Origin of the sequence: Thioclava sp. F34-6, assembly GCF_002213235.1 — a bacterium.
Classification (GTDB): domain Bacteria; phylum Pseudomonadota; class Alphaproteobacteria; order Rhodobacterales; family Rhodobacteraceae; genus Thioclava; species Thioclava nitratireducens.
The window spans coordinates 20,147-43,672 of the sequence record NZ_NBOA01000005.1; the positions used below are offsets into that span (position 1 = coordinate 20,147).

The 23,526-nt window shown below is 64.4% G+C and carries 21 protein-coding genes; 5 read left to right on the top strand and 16 right to left on the bottom strand.

Features of this window, described 5'->3' with window-relative positions; all coding sequences use genetic code 11:
- Positions 1 to 74 precede the first annotated feature (74 nt).
- Entirely contained in the window at positions 75 to 2,117 is a 2,043-nt protein-coding gene (locus B6V72_RS11350; protein WP_088735603.1) for an ATP-binding protein, read from the bottom strand.
- 654 nt (positions 2,118 to 2,771) lie between these two features.
- Between B6V72_RS11350 and B6V72_RS11360 the strand changes: the two genes are divergently transcribed.
- A complete protein-coding gene (locus B6V72_RS11360) occupies positions 2,772 to 3,692 on the top strand; it encodes an endonuclease/exonuclease/phosphatase family protein (protein ID WP_088735604.1) in 921 nt (306 codons plus the stop codon).
- A gap of 6 nt (positions 3,693 to 3,698) precedes the next feature.
- On the opposite strand, the gene B6V72_RS11365 is transcribed toward B6V72_RS11360, so the two are convergent.
- The 11 genes from B6V72_RS11365 to B6V72_RS11415 form a co-directional block, all read right to left on the bottom strand.
- Positions 3,699 to 5,078 (bottom strand): MBL fold metallo-hydrolase, encoded by a 1,380-nt coding sequence (locus B6V72_RS11365; RefSeq protein ID WP_088735605.1) that lies wholly within the window; start codon positions 5,076 to 5,078, stop codon positions 3,699 to 3,701.
- Entirely contained in the window at positions 5,047 to 6,045 is a 999-nt protein-coding gene (locus B6V72_RS11370) for an LOG family protein (protein ID WP_088735606.1), read from the bottom strand. Before B6V72_RS11370 ends, B6V72_RS11365 begins: the two co-directional genes overlap by 32 nt.
- Before the next feature lie 14 nt (positions 6,046 to 6,059).
- Positions 6,060 to 6,233, bottom strand: coding sequence for a F0F1 ATP synthase subunit gamma (locus tag B6V72_RS11375; protein ID WP_206185792.1), 174 nt, complete (start codon positions 6,231 to 6,233; stop codon positions 6,060 to 6,062).
- A gap of 354 nt (positions 6,234 to 6,587) precedes the next feature.
- Positions 6,588 to 7,352, bottom strand: a complete 765-nt coding sequence (locus tag B6V72_RS11380; RefSeq protein ID WP_088735607.1) for an alpha/beta fold hydrolase — start codon at positions 7,350 to 7,352, stop codon at positions 6,588 to 6,590.
- A 31-nt stretch (positions 7,353 to 7,383) separates the two neighbouring features.
- Positions 7,384 to 8,694 (bottom strand): histidinol dehydrogenase, encoded by a 1,311-nt coding sequence (gene hisD / locus B6V72_RS11385; protein WP_088735608.1) that lies wholly within the window; start codon positions 8,692 to 8,694, stop codon positions 7,384 to 7,386.
- A 14-nt stretch (positions 8,695 to 8,708) separates the two neighbouring features.
- Entirely contained in the window at positions 8,709 to 9,578 is an 870-nt protein-coding gene (locus tag B6V72_RS11390) for an ABC transporter permease subunit (protein ID WP_088721650.1), read from the bottom strand.
- The gene (locus B6V72_RS11395) at positions 9,575 to 10,363 is read right to left on the bottom strand and encodes an ATP-binding cassette domain-containing protein (protein ID WP_075774704.1); all 789 of its coding nucleotides are present in this window, start codon (positions 10,361 to 10,363) and stop codon (positions 9,575 to 9,577) included. Before B6V72_RS11395 ends, B6V72_RS11390 begins: the two co-directional genes overlap by 4 nt.
- 64 nt (positions 10,364 to 10,427) lie before the next feature.
- Positions 10,428 to 11,417, bottom strand: a complete 990-nt coding sequence (tauA, locus tag B6V72_RS11400; RefSeq protein WP_088718750.1) for a taurine ABC transporter substrate-binding protein — start codon at positions 11,415 to 11,417, stop codon at positions 10,428 to 10,430.
- A 50-nt stretch (positions 11,418 to 11,467) separates the two neighbouring features.
- Positions 11,468 to 12,190: an amino acid racemase gene (locus B6V72_RS11405; protein ID WP_088735609.1), complete on the bottom strand. Its 723-nt coding sequence runs from the start codon at positions 12,188 to 12,190 to the stop codon at positions 11,468 to 11,470.
- Positions 12,187 to 13,395 carry an aminotransferase class I/II-fold pyridoxal phosphate-dependent enzyme gene (locus B6V72_RS11410; RefSeq protein ID WP_088735610.1) on the bottom strand — a complete coding sequence of 403 codons (1,209 nt, stop codon included), beginning with the start codon at positions 13,393 to 13,395 and terminating at the stop codon, positions 12,187 to 12,189. Before B6V72_RS11410 ends, B6V72_RS11405 begins: the two co-directional genes overlap by 4 nt.
- A 4-nt stretch (positions 13,396 to 13,399) precedes the next feature.
- Positions 13,400 to 14,422 (bottom strand): D-cysteine desulfhydrase, encoded by a 1,023-nt coding sequence (locus B6V72_RS11415; RefSeq protein WP_075774700.1) that lies wholly within the window; start codon positions 14,420 to 14,422, stop codon positions 13,400 to 13,402.
- 108 nt (positions 14,423 to 14,530) lie between these two features.
- Between B6V72_RS11415 and B6V72_RS11420 the strand changes: the two genes are divergently transcribed.
- The 4 genes from B6V72_RS11420 (at position 14,531) to B6V72_RS11435 (ending at position 18,260) form a co-directional block, all read left to right on the top strand.
- A complete protein-coding gene (locus B6V72_RS11420; RefSeq protein WP_088718754.1) occupies positions 14,531 to 15,421 on the top strand; it encodes a LysR family transcriptional regulator in 891 nt (296 codons plus the stop codon).
- A 232-nt stretch (positions 15,422 to 15,653) separates the two neighbouring features.
- Entirely contained in the window at positions 15,654 to 16,409 is a 756-nt protein-coding gene (locus tag B6V72_RS11425) for a hypothetical protein (RefSeq protein WP_088735611.1), read from the top strand.
- Positions 16,410 to 16,497: 88 nt separating this feature from the next.
- Entirely contained in the window at positions 16,498 to 17,325 is an 828-nt protein-coding gene (locus B6V72_RS11430; RefSeq protein ID WP_088735612.1) for a hypothetical protein, read from the top strand.
- 149 nt (positions 17,326 to 17,474) lie between these two features.
- Positions 17,475 to 18,260, top strand: a complete 786-nt coding sequence (locus B6V72_RS11435; protein ID WP_168173043.1) for an outer membrane beta-barrel protein — start codon at positions 17,475 to 17,477, stop codon at positions 18,258 to 18,260.
- Positions 18,261 to 18,360: 100 nt separating this feature from the next.
- On the opposite strand, the gene B6V72_RS11440 is transcribed toward B6V72_RS11435, so the two are convergent.
- From B6V72_RS11440 to acsA, 4 genes are read right to left on the bottom strand one after another with little or no spacing between them, the layout of a single operon-like run.
- On the bottom strand, positions 18,361 to 18,603 hold the full coding sequence (locus B6V72_RS11440) for a phosphopantetheine-binding protein (protein ID WP_075774695.1): 243 nt from the start codon (positions 18,601 to 18,603) through the stop codon (positions 18,361 to 18,363).
- Entirely contained in the window at positions 18,600 to 19,781 is a 1,182-nt protein-coding gene (locus tag B6V72_RS11445; RefSeq protein WP_088735614.1) for a dihydrolipoamide acetyltransferase family protein, read from the bottom strand. Before B6V72_RS11445 ends, B6V72_RS11440 begins: the two co-directional genes overlap by 4 nt.
- Positions 19,782 to 19,785: 4 nt before the next feature.
- Complete coding sequence (pdhA, locus tag B6V72_RS11450) at positions 19,786 to 21,783, bottom strand: pyruvate dehydrogenase (acetyl-transferring) E1 component subunit alpha (protein ID WP_088735615.1); 1,998 nt, start codon at positions 21,781 to 21,783, stop codon at positions 19,786 to 19,788.
- Entirely contained in the window at positions 21,780 to 23,519 is a 1,740-nt protein-coding gene (gene acsA, locus B6V72_RS11455; RefSeq protein ID WP_088735616.1) for an acetate--CoA ligase, read from the bottom strand. The genes pdhA and acsA overlap by 4 nt, the downstream gene beginning before the upstream one ends.
- Positions 23,520 to 23,526 lie beyond the last annotated feature (7 nt).

Below are 23,526 nucleotides of genomic sequence, written 5' to 3' on the forward strand. Positions count from 1 at the left end.
TGGAACCGACGTCCCTGTCACTCGAAATCGCAAAAGCGAATGCGCCGAACACCGTTCGTGACGAACCGCATCACTCAGCTGAGCCCAGAGAGCCTCTTCACGCGATGCACCATCTCGTCGAAATCAAACGGTTTCAAAAGGACTTCGGCGTCGACCTGAGCCGGCCCTGTCGCGGCTTCTTCGTCATATCCGGTCATGAATATGATTTTCAGGTCTTCGCGGGACTCTTTCGCCCGGGATGCGAGTTCACGACCCGTCATCCCGCCGGGCAAGCCGATATCCGTCAGCAGAACCGACACCCCCGGCTGTTCGTGCAGCAACGCGAGGCCGTCAGCCGCGTTCCCGGCTTCGTAGACAGTGAACCCTGCCTCTTCCAAGGCCTCCACCACGACGAAGCGCACGATGACTTCGTCATCGACCACGAGGATCGAGTGATCGGCGCTCGCGTCCGGAGCCTCTGCCACCGGACGCTGCGCAGTGGGGAACTCGATCGCCGCCGTAGAGCGCGGCAGAAAGATGTTCACTGTCGTTCCCACACCGCAATCGGCTTCGATCGTAGCGCATCCGCCGCTTTGCCGCGCAAACCCATAGACCATCGAGAGGCCCAAGCCGGTGCCTTTACCGCTGGGCTTGGTGGTAAAATAAGGATCGAACGCTTTCGATATCTCTTCTGCGGACATCCCCGTTCCGGTGTCACGCACGGAAAGGCGCAGGTAGTTACCGGGCTGAAGTTCCGAATGTCCATCTTGTATGACTTCGTTGGCCGTGCTGATCGTGATCGTGCCACCGTCGGGCATGGCATCGCGCGAATTGATGCAAAGATTTAGCAGCGCACTCTCGAGCTGGTTCGGATCGACCATCGCGGGCCAAGGCGCTGCGCTGTGCTCCGTTCTGATCAAGATGTGCGGCCCGATCGTGTGCCGCAACAGGTCCTCCATACCGTGCACCAGCTGGGGGACGTCGGTGGGCTTGGGCATGAGCGACTGCTGACGCGAGAAGGAAAGCAAGCGCTGGGTGACGCCTGCGGCACGTTCGGTCGACGATTGCGCGGCTTCCAGATAACGCAGGATTTCCTCGGGACGCCCATCTTCAAGGCGCTTCGCGACGAATTCGAGGGATCCCGAAATCGCGGTGAGGAGATTGTTGAAGTCGTGAGCGAGACCGCCGGTCAATTGCCCCACGGCCTCCATTTTCTGGGCCTGCCGGAGTTTCTCCTCCTGCTGCATCAGTTTCGCGGTCTGCTCTTCGACGCGCTGCTCCAGAGTCTCATTCAGCTGAGACAGCGCCGCGGCCGCCTTGTCGCGCTCCTCGAGAATGGCGCGCCGATCATCGAGATCCATCAGAACGCCTGCGAAAATGCGCGGTGTTTGCGATTCCATCCGGCCGTTGGCTTCGACCCAGTGATAGCGCCCGTCGGCCCGCCGGACACGGAACTGATGCGCGTAAGGCGACGTCTGCTGCGTCGCGCGTTGGATCGCCGCCATCAGACCCGGCTTGTCGTCCTCGTGCACGTTTACGACAATCTGCTCGATGGTCAGGCCTTCGACAGCCCGCGCGGGGTCGAGCCCCATGCTGCGGGAAAAGTCGTCATCGAGGTCGAAGGTTTCGCTGTCGAGATACCAGACCCAAGTGCCCAGGATCGCCCCGGCCGAGAGCGCTCGCGCGACGTGACGCGCGTTCTTTTCCGCGCGCCGCTGGCTTTCGCGTAGCTCGCGCTCCTTCTGTTTGCGATCGGTGATATCGCGAAAGAGAACCGCGACCTGAGCTTTGCTTGCGGGCTCCACCCGCCTCGCAGAGACCTCGATGTGCCGCCCGACCTCAACGAATTCGCGCTCGAACCTCAGAGGCTCCCCGGTTCTGAGCACTTCGCCGTAGATTTTCACCCACTCGTCCCCATCTTGCGGAGCGACATCGAAAACGGTCTTGCCGACAATGCCGTCAATCCCGGTATGCCTCTCGTAACCGGAATTGGCTTCGATATGGACGTAATCGCTGAGTGGTCCTCTGGGACCGTCGATGAACTGGATGACGCAGAACCCGTCATCGATCAACTCCATCAAGGCCTTGTAGCCAGCGTCAGGAGCAGTTTGGTCCTCGGCGCCGCGTGCTCCCGGCATCAAAGCGTCTTGCGAATTCACTTAATCGGTCCAATGCAGATTGGGTTTTCTGAACGAGCGCAATAGTTAGAGCTTTTCATGAATCTTACAAACAGCATTTGACCCAAATGGGGCAGAAACAAAAGCACGCAAAAACGCCCCGCCAACACTCATCCAGCAGCTAATCTCGCGCGACAAATAGGGGAAGGGCCATTTGGCACGCGTTAACCCACAACGCCCATGATCCCGAGAAGGCGCGGCGCATCAACGCAGTGACAGGTTGCGCCGTGCTGGCCGAGGCTAGGGCAATCCTCCCCAAGTCAGGCCGGTTGCCCGGTGTCGACGGCAAGGCCAAAATGTAGAAATCCGGTGATAATGCCATTGCGCTGTCCGCATCGCCGGAGACGATCCAAAGCGCGGTTCGGGCGATGTTCACCGATCCGAGCGACCTGCGTGTCGAAGATGCGCCCCGCTGCCTCGCGCTCAAGCTCTTGCAAGGCGTTGCCCCCGTGATCACCGCAGCTTCGTGGCAATCTCTTCCGGCTTGTGTCGCTTCGTAGCCATTCTGATCCTCCGTTTTTCTAAACATAACGGCGGACAGCTTCATTGGGGGAGGATCAACGGACGCATTCGCGCTGTTCCAAACCGCCCCGCCCATGCGATGCTGACGCCAAGATGCGGATCGCGAGCCTCAACACCCAAAACATGCGCCTGCTACCGAACCGGGAGCTAGGGCGGCTGCATGGGGCTTGGGACAGCGACGACCCCGAGGACCCGCGCCTCGATCCGATCGACCGGCGGTTGACGGCCGATCTGCTCGCCGGGATCGACGCCGATCTGGTCGCGCTGCAAGAGGTGTTCGACCTCGCGACCCTGGAGCACTTCCACGCGCGCTACCTGCTGCCCACCGGCACGCGGCCTTACCCCGAGCGGGTCTGCCTGCCGGGCAATGACGGGCGCGGGCTCGATTTGGCGGTGCTGTCGCGCCGGAAGCTGGGAGCGGTGCGCAGTCACGCCGCGCTGACGCCGGGCGATCTGGGCCTAGAGCTGCCCGAGGGCGTCGATCCCGAGATGCCGATCTTCCGGCGCGATTGCCTGATGGTCGAAGTGGGCGCGCTGACGCTGTTCATCACGCATTTCAAATCGCCCTACCCCGACGAGGCCGCCGCCTGGCGCACCCGGCACCTCGAGGCGCTGGCGACGCGGGCGCTGATCGAGCAGCACTTCGACAATCCGGCCGAAGCGCTCTGGCTGATCCTTGGCGATCTCAACGAACCCGACGACTCCGAGCTACCTCTGCCCCGCGCGACGGCGCCGCTTGAACACGGGTTCAGCGTGGATCTGATGGCGCGGATGCCCCGGCCCGAACGCTGGACCTATTACGACCCCCATTCGGCGCGTTACCATTGCCCCGATGTGCTGCTCGCCTCGCGCGCGCTCGCCGCGCGCTACCCCGATGCGGCGCCGCGTATCCTGCGCAAGGGCTTGGGCACCGAGGCCGCCCGCTATCAGGGCGAGCACCTGCCCGGCATCGGCCGCCACCGCCCCCATGCAAGCGATCACGCGGCCGTCGCGATCGACCTGCCGGGGCTGTGAGCGCGGCTAGAGCTCGAAGCTCTGATGCAGCTCGGGCATCACCACTTTCGCCGGGTCGAGCCCTTCCGCGAAGGCTTCCATCGACTTTTTCTCGCCATGCACGAGGAAGATTTTTTCCGGGTGGCGGGTGCGGGCCAGCCAGCGTTTCAGATCGCTCTGGTCGGCATGGGCGGAAAAGCCGTTGATCGTGTGGATCTGCGCACGCACCGGGATCTCCTCGCCGAAGAGTTTCACATGTTTCGCCCCGTCCACGATGATCCGCGCCAGCGTCCCTTCGGCGGCATAGCCCACGAAGATCACAGCACTTTCTTGCCGCGCGAGATTGTGGCGCAGGTGGTGGCGCACGCGCCCGCCCGTGCACATCCCCGAACCCGCCATGATGACCGCGCCCGAGCGGATCTCGTTGAGTGCGATCGAATCCTGCGTCTCGCGGGTGAAATGCAGCTCGGGCAGCTGGAACGGGTCGCGCCCCTTGTGGATGATATTGGCCAGTTCCGGGCGCAGCGCCTCGTCATGGCGCGCGAAGATCCGGGTCGCGGAGATCGCCATCGGAGAGTCGAGGAACACCCGCAGCGATTTCTCGATCTCGCCCGAGGCCATCCCCTCGCGCAGGAACCACAGCAACTCCTGCGCACGCTCCAGCGCGAAGGTCGGGATGATGACATTGCCGCCCCGCCCCGTGGTCGCGCGGATCGCGGCGAGGAATTCCGCGATCGAGGCCTCGAGCCCGCGATGGTCACGCTCGCCATAGGTGGTTTCCATCACCACGATATCTGCATCCTCCGGCGGGTCGGCATCGTTGAGAAGCGGACGATTGTCGGGGCCCAGATCGCCCGAGAACAGAACCTTTCGGCTGCGGCCATGCTCGGTCAGGTCAAGCCGGATCGAGGCCGAGCCGAGGATATGGCCCGCGTCGAAAAAGGTCGCCTCGATCCCGTCGAACAGCGAGAGCGTCTTGCGATAAGTCGCGTTGCGCCCGAACCGATCGACCGCGTCGAGCGCATCCATCGTGTCGTAAAGCGCCTCACGCGACCCGCCGCGCCGCCCATGGCGGTGATGACGGCGCGCCTCTTCCTCTTGCAGATGCGCCGCGTCGAGCATCACCAGTCGCGCCAGATCGCGCGTGGCCGAGGTCGCGATGATCTCGCCCTTGAAGCCGCGCTTGACCAGAAGCGGGAGCCGCCCGCAGTGATCGAGATGGGCATGGGTCAGCAACACCATGTCGATCTCTGAGGGCTCGAAGCCGAATTTCGCGGCATTGTCTTCGACCAGTTCCGAGCGGCCCTGGAACATGCCGCAATCGATCAGGATCTTGCGCCCCGCGCATTCGACGAGATGGCAGGAGCCCGTCACCTCATGCGCGGCACCGTGAAATGAAATCTTCATCCTCTCCTCCCATTGGTTCGTCGATATTGCGACCGAACTGCGCATACCAACGCCCGATATCCTCCCAGATCTCCTCGGCGCTTTCGGCATACCAGAACAGGTCGCGGTCCTCGGGGTCGATCACCCCCTCCTCCACAAGGAAATCCGGATCGAAGACCCGGCTCCAATACTCGCGCCCGACAAGGATCACCGGCAGCGGGCGGATCTTGCGGGTCTGGATCAGCGTGAGCGTCTCGAACAGTTCGTCGAGCGTGCCATAGCCGCCCGGAAACACCACGAGCGCCCGCGCGCGCATCAGGAAATGAAGCTTGCGCAGGGCGAAATAGCGGAAGCGGAAACACAGGCCGGGCGTGATGTAGGGGTTGGGGAATTGCTCGTGCGGGAGCGTAATATTGAGCCCCACCGTGCGCGCGCCCGCATCATAGGCGCCGCGATTGGCGGCCTCCATCATCCCCGGCCCGCCGCCGGTGACGATCACCAGCCGGTTGCCATGCGGGCCCTCGCGCGCACCGACGATCCGGCCAAATTCGCGGGCGACGTCGTAATAGCGACTTTTCGCGGCGACGCGTCTGGCAATCTCGACGCGTCGCGTCAGATCGTCATTGCCCGGATCGGCCGCGCTTCGGGCCTCCATCTCTGCCAGCTTCTCATGCGCGCCTTGCGGTTCGGGGATCCGGGTGCCGCCGAAGACCACGATCGAATGGGCGATGCCCTGTTCGCGCAGCAGCGTCTCGGCCTTCTGGTAATCGAGCTGCAGGCGCGCGCCGCGCATGTCGTCGCGGTTGAGGAAATCGACATCCTCATCGGCCTGCAAGTAATTCGGATGCGCCATGATCTCGCGGGTCAGATCGGGGGCGCGGACATCCTCGTGGCTGGGCTTGGGCTCGCACCACGGCAGATCGACCTCGCGCGCCACGTCATCGGCGGGCTGGGGCTTGGTGCGTTCCCCTTCGATTGTCTCCGACATCGGCTCCTCCTCGATTACCGAACCGGCAGGCTTGCGGTGGCAAGCTCCACGATCTCCTCGGTGATTTCGTCCTGCCGCAGGCTGCGCGAGGTTTGGATCAGCTCGGTCAGCGTGTCGGAGGTATTGTCCTGAGCGGCGATCATTGCGCGCATCCGGGCCTTGTCAACGGCGGAGTAAAATCCGGCCACGGTAGCGGCGGGGTGCTCCTGCTGCGGGCGACGGTGAAATCGCTAGGCTGACCCTTCTATCAACTCGGAAGATTTATTGGCTTAATCACCTGTGCGGACTACCGAAAAATTCCCTGCCGCGCCGAATTCGAATATCTAGCCCCGGAACACCCGGATGTAGCAAAAACCAAGAGGCCACGCAGAAAAACAATAACGCATGCAATGCCTTAAGCATGAAGGCAAGACGGATCAACTCCTTACCGCCGGCAGCCAAAGCTCTCGCAAGAGATTGATTTCAAAGATCAAAGCCCAGAGTTCGCTCTGGGCTTTCTGTTTTCCGGCTTCCCGTCGCGGCGCGGCGATTTCAGCGTCCTGCTAAAAGTCTGCCGCATCGAGGAAATCGCCGACCAGCCTGTCGAACCGGTCCGGTTTCTCCATGTGAACGTTATGCGCGCAGCCGGGCATCACGGCGAGATCCGCCCCCGGGATGCCGCGCCAGAGCGCTTCGGGCTGCGTCCAGTCATAGGAGCGGTCGCGGCTGCCCCAAAGGACGAGGGTCGGGCTTGCAATCGCGCCAAGAGCGGGCGTGCCATCCCAAGCTTCCCAGGCCGTGAGGCTTGCGAGTGCGGCCTGCAGGCGCGCCTTCTGCCCGAGCGACAGGCAGAGCGGAAAACCCTCCGCCGCCTCTCCCTGCCGGAACCATGTCGCCGCGATCCGCCGCGCGGTCGCGGGCACCCCGTCGCGCAGAAGCCGTTCACGGGATTGCGCGATCGTCTCGAACCGCCCCGGCATCACGCCGCGCGGCCCGGTGCCGTAGAGTATCAGCTTGCGGATGCGCGCGGGGGCCAGCCGGATCATCTCCTGCACGACCATGCCGCCCATCGAATGGCCGAGAAGATCGAAGCGCTCGACCTCGAGCCGGTCGAGAAGTCCGAGCACCATGCGCGCGTGACCTTCGATGCTCTCGGGCGCCTCGAGCGTTGCGCTTGCCCCGAACCCCGCGAGATCGGGACATATGACATCGCGGAACGGGCTGAAATGCGCAAGCTGCGCGTCCCACATTGCGCTGCCGCCGAGATAGCCATGCACGAGGACGAGGGGCGGCCCGTTGCCTGCCCGGGTGAAGGACAATTCCGGCATCCCTGCCTCCCTTCTCCGTCCGCGCTCCGCGTCAGCCCTGGACCTGCGCCGGACGCAGGTCGAAATGCTCCTCGGGGAAGAACTTGGAGAGCCGGATATCGGCGGACCGCGCATGCCCCTCCATCCCTTCGAGCCGCGAGATTCGTGCCGTCGCCTCCGCGAGCGGTCGGGCCGCCTCGCGGGTGGCGCGCTGCCAGGTGATCGTCTTCATGAACTTGTGCACCGAGAGCCCGCCAGTGTAGCGCGCGGCCCCAGAGGTCGGCAGCACATGATTGGGGCCCGATGTCTTGTCACCGAAGGCTACGGTCGTCTCTTCGCCGAGAAACAGCGAGCCGTAGGATTTCAGCCGGGCCAGCCACCAGTCGAGATCCCGACACTGCACGTGCAGATGCTCGGGCGCGAGTTGATCGGCGAACCGCGCCATCTCCTCGGCGCCGTCGCACAGGATGACTTCCGCGAAATCCGCCCAGGACGCTTTCGCGCTGTGGCGATTGAGTTCCGGCAGGGTCTCTATCAGCTCCGGCACGAGGCGCATGACCTGATCGGCCAGAGCGCGATCGGAGGTGACGAGCGAGACGGGCGAGTTGTAGCCATGCTCCGCCTGCCCCACCAGATCATAGGCGACCATCTCGGGATCCGCCGTCGCATCGGCGATCACCATGCTGTCGGTGGGGCCAGCGAACATGTCGATGCCGATCTGGCCGAAGAGGATCCGCTTGGCCTCAGCGACATATTGGTTGCCGGGTCCGACGAGGATATCCGCCTTGGGCAGGCCGAACAGACCATTGGCCATCGCGGCCACCCCCTGCACGCCGCCCATCGAAAGGATCACGTCGGCGCCGCACAGGTCCATCGCGTAGAGGATCGCGGGCGGGATGCCGAGACCGGGCCGCGGCGGCGAACAGGCGGTGATGTGGGGCACGCCCGCGACCTTGGCAGTGGTGATCGTCATGATCGCGCTGGCAACGTGGCTGTAGCGCCCGCCGGGCACGTAGCAACCGGTGGCCGAGACCGGGATCTGCTTCTGCCCGGCGGTCAGGCCCGGAAGTATCTCGATCGTGCAATCGGTGACCGTCGCGCGCTGCGCCTCGGCGAAGCGGCGCACGTTGTTATGGGCAAACTGGATATCGGCCTTGAGCTGCTCGGGCACGGCGGCGCTGGCGGCGGCGCGCTGCTCCGGGGTGACGACGATCTCGCCGGTCCATTTGTCGAGTTCTCTTGCATAGTGACGCGCCGCGTCCTCGCCGCCGGCCGCGATCTTCGCCAGCATCTTCGAGACGATGTCATGCACGCCTTCCTGATCCGCCTCGGCTGTCCGGACGGCTTTCTTCAAGTAGATCATGGTGGTTCTTCCCGTTACATTCTGCCTTTCCAGGGCACGAGGCGACGCTCGACGAAGCGCATCAAAAGATCGAAAGCGAAGGCAATCGCGGCGATCACGAAGATCCCCATGATCACGACCGGTGTCTGCAGGAACTGGCTGGCGGAGAGCACCATATAGCCAAGCCCCTTGGTCGAGGCGACCATCTCCGCGGCGACCAGCGTGGTCCAGCCGAAGCCGACCCCGATCCGCATCGCCGTCAGGATCTCCGGCATCGCGGAGGGCATGATGACATGGCGCATCACCTGCCAGCGTGTCGCACCGAAGGAATAGGCGGCGTGGATCTGCTCGATCGCGGCGGATTTCACGCCAGAGCGCGCCCCCAGCACGACCGGCGCGAAGACCGACAGGAAGATCAGCAGGACCTTGGAGGTCTCGCCGATGCCGAACCAGATGATCATCAGCGGCAGGTAGGCGAGCGGCGGAATCGGCCGGTAGAACTCGATCGGCGGGTCGAAAATGCCGCGCATGATCGGGCTCATCCCCATCGCGAGCCCCAACGGAATCCCGATCACGCAAGCCAGCAGGAAGGCGCCGAAGACTCGCACGGTCGAGATCACTACGTGATCGAGAAACGAGGTGCCAGTATAGCCGTCGCTCCAGACCGAGAGAAACTTCGACACGATCGCCATCGGCGAGGGGACGAAGAGCGGCTTCACCCAGCCCATGAAGGTCACGAGCCACCAGACGAAGAAGAAAAACAGGATCGAGCCAATCGAGAGCCACAGCGTATTGCCCTGCCCCGGGACGCCGTAGGTCTGGCCGGGCTTGGTCGCGCGCGAGCGGGAAATCCGCGCCCACAGTCCGGGCGGTTTCGTCGGGGTTTGAGTTGTTTGCTCCGTCATGCCGCGGCCTCTTCGTCGGCGAAGATGATCTTCAGGACTTCTTCGCGAAGTTCGATGAATTTCGGGGAGGCCTTCACCTGTCGGGCGGGCATCCCATCGAGAAACTGCCGCGAGAACGGCAGGTCGAATACGTGGGTGATCCGCCCCGGGCGCGGCGACATGACCACCAGCTTGGTGCCCATGAACAGTGCTTCCTCCACGCTATGCGTGATGAAGAAGACCGATTTATGGGTGTCGTTCCAGATGTTCAGGATCAGTTCCTGCGCCTTTTCGCGGGTCAGCGCGTCGAGCGCGCCCAGCGGCTCGTCCATCAGCAGAACGCGCGGATCGCAGGTAAGCGCGCGGGCGATGCCGACGCGCTGCTGCATCCCGCCGGAAAGCGAGTACACCGGCGCGCCCTGAAACCCGTCGAGCCCGAGCATGCTCAGGAACCTGTTGGCGACCTTCTTGCGCTCGGCCTCGGCGACGCCCTGAATCTGCAGGCCGAAAGCCACGTTGTCCAAAACGTTCAGCCACGGCAGGAGCGCGTGTTTCTGAAACACCACCGCGCGGTCCGCGCCCGGGCCGGAGACCTGCTCGCCATCGAGCATCAGCGCCCCCGAGGACGGCGACAGAAACCCCGCGATCAGGTTGAGAAGCGTGGATTTCCCACACCCCGATGCGCCGAGCGCCACGACGAATTCATCGTCCTCGATTGTCAGGTTGATCCGGCTCAAGGCCTCGACGGGCGGGCGACCATCCGCCGCTGGATAGACGACCGATACGTCCTCGACATTTAATCCCACGTCGCTGCTCCCTCTCGGTTTCTTGGTCCTGCCCGGATCGTATACCCGGGCAGGAAAGACTGTTTCACTTCAGGGCGTCTTCGGCGATCTTCGTATTCACGAAGGCCGAGTAATCGTCGGCGACACTGTCGATGCGGCCCGCGGATTTCAGGAATTCCGCGGTCGATTTCATGATGTTCGCGGCATTGCCAAGCCAGGTGTCGCTGACTTGTTCGGACAGCGGCACGAAGGTGTAGCCCTTGAGAATGCCGGGGATCTGGTCGGCGCCCGCGCCGGTCACGCTGGCGATCTCCTTGACCTTCTCGTTATCGGGCGTCCAGGCCGAGGGATCGTCCAGATAGGCCTTGTTCGCCGCGTTCATCGCCTTGGCGAAGGCCACCATTTCCTTCTCGTGGGACTCGGCGAACTTGGTGTTCACGGTCCATGCGTTGAAGGTCGGATAGCCCCATTTCGCGGTTTGGGCGGCGCTCACGATACGGCTGCCGGTCTCGAGGATATTTGTCTGCACCGGCGGCCAGATGAAAGCGGCGTCGATCGTGCCCTGATCCCATGCGGCGGCGATCTGGTCCGGCGGCATCGAGATGATGGTCAGATCGGATTCCTTCATCCCGGCATGGGAAATCGCGCCCATCAGCGAGTAATGCGCGGTGGAGCCCACCGGCACCGCGACGCGCTTGCCCTTCAGATCTTCCAGCGATTTGATGCCCGAGCCGTTATGCGCGATCAGGCTCTCGGAATCGCCGATCGCGTAGGACACCATGAACATTTGCAGGTCGACGCCCTGGCTCGCGGCGATCGCCAGCGGCGAGGAGCCAAGTTCCGCGACCTCGACATCACCCGAGGCCATGGCTGCGATCACGTCGGTGCCCGAGTTGAACACCCGCCATTCGATCGTCCAGCCGGTGGCCTTCTCGAAAGCCTTTTCGGCGCGCGCGGCGTTCATCGGGGTCGGATCGCTGAACGTCCCGATCGTCATCGTCTCGGCCCAGAGCGCGGACGTCGAGAGCGTCAGCGCGGCCGCCGCCGTCATCATCATCTTGTTGAATTTGTTCATGTCAGAACCTCCGTTGGTAACATTGCGAGATGTATCTCTCGCTTTGATGGTTATCGCGTTCCACTATCGCTGTGCCCCTCCGCCGGTGCGGTCGCAAAGGCGACGATAGCACTGACAAGCTCGTCGAGCGTGTCAAATACGTCCGCCCGGGGACTGACTGCCTCCGGAATAAGCGAAAATTCGGTGCAGGCGATCATCTGCACAGTTGCGCCGCGCTCGAACAACGCGCTCGAGGCGGCCGCCAGTTTTTCGCGCGCGCCCGGTTGCGGGCCGTCCGCCTTGATCTGGCGGATCGCAGCCAGAAGGTCGTCTTCCGCCTCGCTGTAGCGCAGGTCCAGCCCGTGTCGCGCTGCGGCTGAATCGAAGAGTTTCACCTTGCGCAGCGCGGGTGAGCCAAGAACGCCGACCCTACCACCCTGCCCGGCCAAGCGTGCGCCCCGGGCAACCGACAGCTCCACCATGTCGAGCACCGGCACGTCGACCGCCGCGCGGATCGCGGGCAGGTAGTGATGCGCGGTGTTGCAGGGGATCGCGAGAGCCTGCGCCCCGCCTGCCACCAGCCGGCGCGCCATGTCGGCGAGACCCGGGCCCGGATCTTCGCCCGTACCTTCGATCAGGTGGCGGATACGCGAGGGGACCTGCGGGTTCTGATCCACGATCAGCGGCACATGATCGGCATCGTCGCGCGCCGTCACGCTGGCCAGAACCTTCTGCATAACCAGGATCGTCGCCTCCGGTCCCATGCCGCCCAGAATGCCGACCCGCCGCATCATGCGCTCACCCTGGCGCGGACGCTCTCGACTGCATCGACGATGTGACCTGCGAGATGCGCGCAATCCTCGAGACTGAACGTCAGCGGCAGGCGCATATCGAAGAGGCTGGCGAGAACCGCATCGGTCTGGGGCAGCTCCTGCGCGGCGACGTAGCGCCAGCTGCGATGATCGGAGGTGAAGCCCCGGGGCTGATCGGCCCCGAACCATTTCACCTCGACCCCCGCCTCCGCAAGCCGCGCGATCAGGACCTCGGCCTCGGAAGGCGCAAGGCCGGGCACCCGAAACTGGATCGAGGAGCCGACATAGAATTCCGCCTTCGGTCGACGCGGCAGGCAGATCGCGGGCGAGCGCGTCAGCCCATCGGCCACCAGATCGTAGCGCGCGTTCCACGCGGCAACACTCTGTTCCAGCTGGCGAAGCTGCGGGCGCAGGATCGCCGCGCGCAGATTGTCCATCCGGGCGGACATGTTGGGCGTCTCCAGCCGGATCTTGTCGTAGATCTCGGGCGCGGGCCCGGCCCCATGGCTCTCGTAGTTCATGTAGGAGCCCGACAGGACCGTCGCGCGCGCCATGAATTCGGCGTCATCCGAGGTCAGCAAGCCTCCCTCGCCGGAATTCATGTGCTTGTAGGTCTGGGTGCTGAAACACCCCGCCAGCCCGAAAGAGCCGGACAACCGACCGTTCCACCGCGCCCCCATCGTGTGGGCGCAATCCTCGATCACGGTCAGCCCATGCGCCGTCGCGATCTCCATCAGACGGTCCATGTCGCACAGGTGACCGCGCATATGCGACAGCAGAAGGTGCCGCGCGCCGCTTTGCGCAGCCTTCGTCTCCAGCGCTTCGAGGTCGAGCACCAGATCCTCGGTGATCTCGACCAGAACCGGGACGCCCCCCACCGCCGCGATCGCGCCCGGCACCGGGGCGAGCGTGAAGGCGTTGGTCAGCACGCGATCGCCCGGCATCACCCCCGCGGCGCGCAGGGCGATCTGCATCGCCTGTCCGCCCGAAGCCACCGCGAGGCAATAGCGCGCGCCCTGCCATTGCGCGTATTCGCGCTCCAGCTCCACCACCTCGCTCGCCTCGCCGGGTGCATGGTTGTAGCGATGCAGCCGCCCCGAGCGCATCACCGCCACGGCCGCCTCGATCCCCTCCCGGGGGATCGGGGGCTGCTGGGTGAAGCTCTTGGAGAAGCGCGGCCGGATCATGATCTCAGGCCACCACGAGGGCTTTGTTGGCCTCGGCAAAGACGGTCTCGTAGCCGAACAGCGCCGCGGCGCCGCCGGTATGCAGGAAGACCACGCGCTCGCCTTTCTTGAAATGCCCCTTGCGGCAATAGTCGATCAGCCCGGCCGCGCCCTTGCCGGAATAGACCGGATCGAGAAGGATCCCTTCGAGCTGCGCGAACATGCGGATCGCCTCCAGCGTATCCTCTCGCGGGATGCCGTAACCCTCGCCGACATAGCTGCAATCGGCCACCACGTCCTCGCGGGCCACCACACCGGGGCAGCCCAGCTTCTCGGCGGTCTTCTGCGCCAACGCGAAGACATTGGCCTCCTGCTTGTCCTTCGGCGCGCGCACCCCGAACCCCGTCAGCGGGATCCCGGCATTGATCGCCTTGAGTCCGGTGATCAGCCCGGCCTGCGTGCCCGCCGAGCCGGTCGCCGTCGCGATATGGTCGATCACCAGCCCGCGGTCATTCGCCTGCCCGACCAGTTCGAAGGCGCAGTTCACATAGCCGAGCGCGCCGGTCGCGTTGGAGCCACCGCCGGGAATGACGTAGACCGTCCGGCCCTCGCCGCGCAGCTTCTCGGCGACCGCCTCCATCTCGGCCTGCATGTCCTTGCCGCCCGCCCGTTTCGACGTCGTCGCCCCATGCAGATGGTCGAGAAGCACGTTGCCGTTCTCGTTGTAATTGGCGTCGTTCGAGCCGGTGCGATCCTCAAGCAGGATATGGCAGGCCATCCCGAGCTTCGCGGCAGCCGCCGCCGTCTGGCGTGCGTGGTTCGACTGGGTCGCGCCCTGCGTCATCACGGTGTCGGCGCCCATCGCCTGCGCCTCGGCCATCAGAAATTCCAGCTTGCGCGTCTTGTTGCCTCCGGTCGACAGGCCCGTGCAGTCGTCCCGCTTGATCCAGATTTCCGGCCCGCCCAGCTCTTTCGAGAGGCGATCAAGCTTTTCGAGAGGGGTCGGCAGATGCGCCAGATGAACGCGGGGAAAGCGAGCGAGATGCATATGGAGTTCCTTGGGTAACTTGTCTGTATCGAGCGTTGCGCAGATCAATCCCGTATGCAAATTCGAAATTCTTGATATGTTTTGCACTTCTTGCAAGTTAGGGGTGATATGCGACTGGAATGGCTCGAAGACATCCTCGCGATCGAGGATACGGGATCTTTCAGCGGCGCAGCCGAGCGCAGGATGCTCACGCAATCCGCATTCTCGCGCCGAATTAAGCAGATCGAGGATTTCGTCGGCGTCGAATTGTTCGACCGCTCGCACAAGCCGATCCGTCTCAAGCCGACGACGCGGGCACAGCGAGAGCAAATCATGCAGCTGTCGAACGGGCTGCGTCAGCTCGTCGCCGATCTGCGGCGCGGCGACAGCGTGGCAAGCAACCGCGTGGTGATCGCCTGCCAGCACTCGCTGACCACCGGGCATATACCATCGATCCTGCGCAAGATGCCGACAGAGCGCGAGGGGATATATGTCCGCCTGCGCTCGGCCAATCTCGACGCCTGCACGGGGCTACTGCTCTCGCGGCAGGCCAATGTCGCGATCGTCTACCGCACGCCGGACGAAAGAGACGACGCCCGTGCCGATTTTCTCGAGGAGATCACGATCGGCACCGACCGGCTGATCCCGGTCTTCAACTCCAGCCTGCCGAAAGCCGCGCCCGAGGGCGCCGGTCCCGTCGAGACGCCTTACATCGCCTACCCCTCGGACGTTTTCTTCGGCCAAGTGATGGAGCGCAGTATCCTGCCCTATCTCAGCCCGGCGATCCGCTATGCGCCCAAGGTCGAGACGGCACTGACGCTGGCGGCGGTCGAGATGGCGGTGATCGGCATGGGGGTCGCGTGGGTCCCGGAATCGCTCGCACTGGAGCCGATCACGGCGGGACATCTGGTCGATCTCTCCACGGAACTTCCGGTCTGCGAATTGCAAATCAAGGCGATGCGTCTGCAAGGCAATTACAACCTCGCGGAAGAGACTTTCTGGTCGTCGCTCAGGTCTTGAAACCTGGTCGTCGCTCAGGCGCCAAATTGCCCGGAACTTGCCGCCGAGATCCATGGAGTGCGGTCGCAACCTCGATCGTGGCAGACGAGGATCGAGAAGCACGGAGTCGGTCTGTGACGCGGTTAGATAGAAATATTCATCATATTGATAGGAATCAAAGTTCGCTCTCTTCTCCTGTGATTTTCTCTGATCGACGCGGGTTCCATGCGTCATCAAAGTGGAGGAAGATGAAATGCGTAATCCATTGTTCACGGGCAAATCTCGCGTCTCGCTCGTCGCTCTTGCAGCGGCGCTGGGAGTCGCGATCGCATGGCAGGCACCGGTCACCGGTCCGCTAAGCTTCGCGGCCAATGCACAGGAGTCCGGCGGCCAAGGGACCGTCAAGGGAAATCAAGGCGGTCAGGGTCAGGGTAGCAAAGGCGCTCAGACCGGGCAATCGCAAGGTCAGGGACAAGGCGGCCCGGGAGAAGATTCCGACGGCAAGGGGCCGCAGGCAGGCGCCCCCTCCTCTTCGGGCGGCGGCAAGCCGACCTGGTCTCAGGAAGGAATTCCGGAGGTCGAACTCGGTCGTCTGAACGTCGCGCGCTCGCCCGAGCACGTAATCGATCAGGCCTATGAAGAAGCACTCGCGTCGATCTCGCCCGAGATGGTCTCCTTCTACAACCTGTCGCTGGACAAGGCGATCGAGGAGCTTTCGCTGAACTGGGACAACGTGAGCTTCATCGACTCGCCGTTGCAGAACCTCGGCCTTCTTCAGGCAACGCTCGACGGCTCGACGCCGCTCTCGAGTTCCGGCGTCTCGAATGATGCCGACACGCTCGCGGCGATCTTCCTCGGCGCGGCGTCGGACAAGAATGTCCCGATCTCGACCGATACGGTGATTGCGGTGACGCAGATCCTCGGGGTTCCGGTGACGGGCACCGCAGCGGCATCCCTCGCTGCAGATGCCGAGGCCGTTCGCATCGCGATCCTCGCCGGGCACGGCTGATCGCATCTGAAACGCAAAAGCCCGGACCCGCCCGTCGGCGCGGGGTCCGGGTCGACAGACCCATTTCCAACATAACAAGGAGGCAGTCATGACACGCAAGACTGCAAAACGCGCAACGACCGTAGCCGGCATCGCGCTCATCGCGGGGCTGGGCCTTACCGTGCAGCCCGGCCCGACCTTCGGAACATTCCATCTGTCCGTGCCGAGCGCTTTTGCGCAGGACAGCGGCTCGCATACCGATGGCGATCACACGGATGGCGGCCAGCAGAAGGGCAAGACCGGCGAGGCTGGCCATGGTAGCGGCGGCCACGAGGACGACGGCACGCATGAGGAGAGCGGCGGCCATGGCGGCGCCAGCGGCTCTTCCGGGCAGGGTCAGGGCGGCCCCGGCCCCGATTCCGAGGGCAAGGGTCCGCAAGCCGGCACCCCGTCGGGCACGCGCGGCACCAAGCCCGTCTGGTCCAGCGAAGGAATTCCGGAGGTCGAGCTCGGGCGGCTGAACGTGGCGCGTTCACCCGATCACGTGCTTCAGCGCGCCTATGAGGAAGCCCTGGCGACGATTTCGCCGACCATGGTTTCGTTCTACAACCTGCCGCTCAATCAGGCGATCGACCAGCTTTCGCTGAACTGGGACAACGTCTCTTTCATCGACTCGCCACTGCAAAACCTCGCCCTTCTCAAGGACACGCTGAATGGCAGCTCGGCGCTCTCGAGTCTCGGGGTGACGAACAACACCGCGACGCTGGAGGCGATTTTCCTGGGCACGGCCTCGGACAAGACCGTGCCGATCACGGCCGCCACGGTGACGGCGGTGACGACCATTCTCGGCCAGCCGGTGACGGGCGCGGCAGCGACCAGCCTCGCCGCGCAAGCCGAAGCGGTGCGGATCGCGGTTCTCGCCGGGCATGACGGCTGAGACTCTATGGAACCTAGGCAACACTCTGCCCTCGCGTAAAGCGTGGGCAGAGAATTTCACTTCTGCTTGCACGGTTCGGAGATCATTATCCCGCGACGTGGGGATATCCGACCCGGCGAATGACTAAAGACGGACAGAGAGGCATCGAGATGGAATTTTCAACGAAGCTGGCCGCGGCCTGCGCCCTTGTCTTCAGCCTTGCGGCCCCGGCGGCTGCTACGGCACAAGACTCGGCCAACTTCTTCAAGGTGGGCACGGCAAGCGTCACTTACGGACCTTACGTACGCTTCGGGCTCGGGGTCGCAAACACCCGACCCTCCGACGAGCACTGGCTCCCGCCCGGACCGTCCGATCCGCGGATCGATTTCAACCTGAGCAACGATACGAGTGGCTTCGGAGAGATCGCCTTCGGCTATGACTGGATGAACGGCTTCCGCGGTGATGTCAGCGTCCTCACGACTGGCTCGGCCACGACGACCGGTCCGCACACGACCAGCGGCGAGCATGCCGACATCACCTCGGCTTCGGTTTCGACCAGCGCGGTGATGGGTAATCTCTACTATTCCCCGTTCGAGCAGATGGGCGTCAATTCCCGCCTGCATCCTTTCGTCGTGGCGGGACTTGGTTACGCCAACAACAAGGTCAGCGACTGGACGCGGACGAATACCGCGAAGGATTCCGTAGACCGGACCTTCTCGGGCGACACCCACGGCGATTTCGCCTATTCGCTCGGAATCGGCATGGCCTACCAACTGACGGCTCCCGGCAAGCATCCGGCGATCCTCGAGATGTCCTATCGCTATTACAGCTTCGGGACCGCGAAGGGCGGCAGCACGCCGCTGACCGAAGGTGAATCGCCGGTCGCTCCATTGACCTTCGAGAACGACGCGCATGTGCTCTCGATCAGTCTGCGCATCCCGCTGCAGCGACTCTGAGGCTTCTTGCGGGGGGTGCCGGACTGCTTGCAGCCCTATCCAGCCCCCCGCAGGACTTCCGATAAAGCAGCTCCGCCAGATACGGCTGCGCCCCTCCCTCTCACATCCGCGACGCGAGAAACCCCGCGGCAAGATCCGGGGTGGCGATCTGGGGATACTCGGCTTCGGCAATCTCGACGCCGAAGCGTTTATCGAGCGCAATCACCAAATTCAGAATATCCATCGAGTCGAGTTCAAGATCGTCCTGAAGATGATCGGACCCCGCGATTTCGGCGGGATCGAGATCGGGAGCGACGCGCACGAGCTCCTCGATATAGGCTCTGCGGATTTCATCTTCGGTCATAGCTCCTCCGGCGTTTGCAGCTTCGCGTCGATCGCGGTCAGGAATTTCGAGCCCAGCCGCCCGTCGCTCACGCGGTGATCCGCGGCGAGAGTCAGCGTCACGGCCTGCGCGGCAACCACCTTGCCGTCGCGCACCAATGCTTGCGGGCCGGGCGCGCCGGCAGTGACGATGGCGACCTGCGGCGGCACGATGATTCCGGCCATCGCCTCGACCCCGCTCTCGCCGAGCGCCGAGAAGGTCAGCGTCGCCATGCTCATCTCCGAGCTTTTGAGCCGCCCGGCGCGAGCGCGCATCGTGAGGTCGCGCATCGCCTCCATCAAATCCTGCAGGCTTTTCTTGTCGGCATCGAGGATTGCTGGGGCCACGAGCCCGCCGCCCCGAAGCGCGATTGCGAGACCTAGATGAACCGCCGGGGATGGCGTGAACCCGTCCTCCCCGAAATGCCCGTTCACCGCCTTTTCTTCGCGTGCAGCCAGCGCCACTGCCTTCATCAGGAGCGCGCCCATCAGGATGCGTTCTTCGGGCGGGCGGTCCGCATTGGCGGCGCTCAGCCAGTCGCTCGCAGCGCCGAGATCGACCGTGTGGGTGACGTAGTAATGCGGGATCTCGCGTTTGGACCGGGCCATCGCAGCGGCGATCGCCTTGCGCATCTCGGCAATATATGCGCCGCGATCTTCTGCCGGGCTCGGCGTCGCGGCGGGTTTCGTCGTCTCGACATCGGCGAGCACGATCGCGCCCCCCGGCCCGCTTCCGGTCAGGCTCTCCAGCGCGACCCCCAATTCTGCGGCGCGTGCCTTCGCGGCAGGAGAGGCGGCGATCCCTGATGGGGTGGCGGGAGGCGGCGCACTTGGCGGCGCTGCTTCCGCCACAGGCGAGGCGGGTTCGGTCGCGGTCTGCGGCGCAACTGGCGGCGCTTCCTCCGTGGGTTCCGCCAGCGCCTCCCCCGGCGCCTGAATAATCGCGAGCGGCGCGCCGACGGGCAGACTCTGGCCCAGTTCGGCCACCAGCTTTTCGATCACGCCGTCCTCGAAGACCTCAATCTCGATCGCACCCTTCTGGGTCTCGACCACCGCAACGATATCGCCGTGCTTGACCGTGTCGCCGGGCTTCACCAGCCATTCGACCAGCTTGCCCGCCTCCATATCCGCGCCGAGCGAGGGCATCTTGAAAACGGCCATCGCCTCACCCTTTCCCGAGCGTCGTCTTCACGGCGGCGACGATAGCGGGCACCTGCGGAATGGCGGCGTCCTCGAGATGTTTGGGATAGGGTATCGGCACCTCGGCGGAGCAAACCCGCCCCACCGGCGCATCTAGGTGCCAGAAGGCCTGTTCGCCGATCCGGGCCGCGATCTCGGCGGAGAGCGAACCGGACCGCCAGCCCTCGTCCACGATCACCGCGCGGCGCGTGCGCGCGAGCGAGGCCATGATCGTCTCATCATCGAGCGGGCGCAGGCAGCGCAGGTCGATCACCTCCGCCTCGATCCCCTCGCCCGCCAGCGCCTCGGCGGCCTCGAGCGTCTTCCACAGCGATCCGCCATAGGTGATCAGGCTGATATCCTTGCCGTCGCGCCGGATCGCGGCCTTGTCGATATCGACCGGCCCCGCATTCGCCGCGATCTGCCCGGTCATGTTGTAGAGCATGACATTCTCGAAGATCAGCACCGGATCGGGATCCTCGATCGCAGTCCAGAGCATCCCGCGCGCGTCCTCCAGCGTGGCGGGCGCGAGAACCCGCAGCCCCGGAATATGCGCGTACCACCCTTCGAGCGAATGGGAATGCTGCGCCGCCAGTTGCTTGCCCGCGCCGGTCGCAAGACGGATAACCACAGGCGCCCCGAACTGCCCGCCCGACATATGCCGGATCGTGGCGGCGGTGTTCATGATCTGGTCGAGCGCGAGCAACGAGAAATTCACCGTCATCACCTCGACGATGGGCCGCATCCCGGCGGCCGCCGCACCGATCCCGGCCCCGGTGAAGCCGGACTCCGACAGCGGCGTGTCGCGGATGCGGTCCTCGCCGAATTCGTCCATCAACCCTTTCGAGACCGCATAGCAACCGCCATATGCGCCCACATCCTCGCCCATCAGAAAGACCCGCTCGTCGCGGATCATCGCGTCGCGGATGGCCTGCTTGACCGCCTCGCGATAGGTCATCTCGACGGTCTCGGCGCTGGGTTCGGGCGGCGCGGGCGGCGCGGGGCGTTCCTCGGCCATGACATGGCGGGTGAGCGTCTCGAGCGGCTCCCACTCGCTCCCCTCGGCATAGGCGACGGCGGCGGCGATCTCGTCCTCCACCCCCGCCTCGATCTGCGCGACCTCTTCGGGATGCATCAGCCCGCTCTCGTAGAGCCAGGACTGGAACCGCACGATCGGTCCCTTCTCGCGCCACGCGGCCACCTCGTCCTTGTCGCGATAGAGCTGGGCGTCGAACATCGAATGGGCGCGGAACCGATAGGTCAGACATTCGAGGAAATAGGGTTTGCCAGTCTCGTGGATCGCGGCGAGCGCGCGGCGGGTGGCGGCCTCGACCGCGACCACATCCATCCCGTCCACCTGCTCGGTCGCGAACCCATAAGCCGCCGCCTTGCGCCGTATGTCGGTCACGGCCTCGGTCCGCGCCAAGGCCGAACCCATCGCGTAGCCGTTATTCTCGCACACGAACAACACCGGCAGCGACCAGAGCTGCGCGAGGTTCATCGACTCGTGGAACTCGCCCTCTGCCACAGCCCCTTCGCCGAAGAAACAGGCGGTGACATTGGGCGCACCCATCATCCGGTCGCGCAGCGCAAGCCCCACGGCCAGCGGCAGCCCGCCCCCCACGATCGCGTTGCCTCCGTAGAAATTCCGTTCGGCGTCGAAGATATGCATCGAGCCGCCCCGCCCGCCCGAGGCACCAGTGGCCTTGCCATACATCTCTGCCATCACGCGCTCCATCGGCACGCCACGAACCAGCGCATGACCGTGCTCGCGATAGGTCGCCACCACGCGATCATCGGGGCCAAGCCGCGGGATCACGCCCGAGGCCACCGCCTCCTCGCCATCGTAGAGGTGCAGGAAGCCGCGGATCTTTTCCTGCGTGTAGAGCTCGGCGCATTTATCCTCGAAATGGCGCACACGGATCATCGCCGTGAGCAATTCGCGGATGTGGTCATGGGTCAGGTGCGGTTTGTCGGCAGTCATGTCTCGTCACTCTCCAGCGTCGAAATATCGCCTTCCGGCAGGCCCAGCTCGCGCGCTTTCAACAGACGGCGCATGATCTTGCCCGAACGGGTCTTCGGCAGGGTCTTGCGGAACACCACCTCGCGCGGGGCGACCGCCGCGCCGAGCTTCTTGCGCGCGAGACCACGGATGTCGCGTTCGAGATCTTCGGACGGCTCGAACCCCGGATTGAGCGCGACATAGGCCTTCACGACCTCGCCTGCGGTCTCGTCGGGCAGGCCGATCACGGCAGCCTCGGCCACTGCCGGATGCTCGATCAGCGCGCTTTCGACCTCGAAGGGGCCGATCAGGTGACCGGAGGATTTGATGAGATCGTCAGCGCGGCCCACGAACCAGAAATAGCCCTCCGCGTCGCGCATCGCGAGATCGCCAGAGAGATACCAGCCACCCACGAAACACTTCTGGTAGCGCGCCTCTTCATGCAGATAGGCGCGCATCATCGAGGGCCAGCCGGGGCGCAACGCCAGTTCGCCGATCTCGCCGGGTTTGCACTCGCGCAGCCCATCATCGACACGCTCCACGATCCCCGCCTCAATCCCCGGCAGCGGTTTTCCCATCGAGCCGGGATGCACATCCATCGCGCGGGTATTGGCGATCATGATGCCGCCGGTCTCGGTCTGCCACCAGTTGTCGTGGAAGGGCTTGCCGAAGACCTCGTTGCCCCAGACCACGGCCTCGGGATTGAGCGGCTCGCCCACCGAGGCCATGAACCGCAGTGTCGAGAAATCGTAAGGCGCGGCCGCCTCTTTCCCTGCGCGCATCATCATGCGGATCGCGGTGGGCGCGGTGTACCAGACCTCGATCTGCTCGCGCTCGAGGATGCCGTACCAGCGGTCGAGATCGAAATCGGCCTCATCAACGATCATCCGCACCCGGTTCACCAGCGGCGAGATGATTCCGAAGGATGTCCCCGTCACCCAGCCCGGATCGGCGGTACACCAGTAGCGCGTGCCCGGCGTCAGTTCGAGCGCGTAGCGGCCTGCGGCGGCGTGCATCACCACCGCATTATGCACATGCACCGCGCCTTTCGGGCGGCCCGTGGTGCCGGAGGTGAAATGGATCAACGCGGGATCTTCGGGTGCCGTATGAACCGTCTCGAACGACTCCGAGGCCGCCGCCATCGCAGGGCCGAGCGCCACGCAACGCTCCGGCGCTTCGTCGCCGATGATCAGCACCAGTTTGAGCGAGGGAATTTCGTCCCGCCACGCGGCGATCTTGCGGCGATAGATCGAGGCGGTGGTGATCAGCGCATTGGCCTCGCCGATCTCGAGCCGGGTGCGCAGGGGCTCGGGTCCGAAGGCGGAAAAGAGCGGCGAGAAGATCATCCCTGCCTTCAGCGTGCCCAGCGCCGCGACGTAGAGATCGGGCACCCGGCCGGCGAGACCGAAGAGCCGGTCGCCCGGTTCCAGCCCGTGCGCAGTCAAAACATTGGCGAAGCGGGCGGTCCGGGCAGCGAGATCACGATAGCTCAGGCTTTGCCGCTCGCCGTCCTTGCCGACCCAGAGGATCGCCTCGTCATCCCCATGACCCGCAGCGACATGCCGATCCACCGCCTCATGCGCGATGTTTAATCCGCCATCGGGAAACCCGTCGAGCATCGCCCGCGCGGTGTCCCATGTGAACGCCTTGCGGTCCTCCTCGGAGAGCGTGGCGGCGGCGCGTTCAGCGGCCGACTTCTGGATGATCGCCCAAGTCATCACGCCT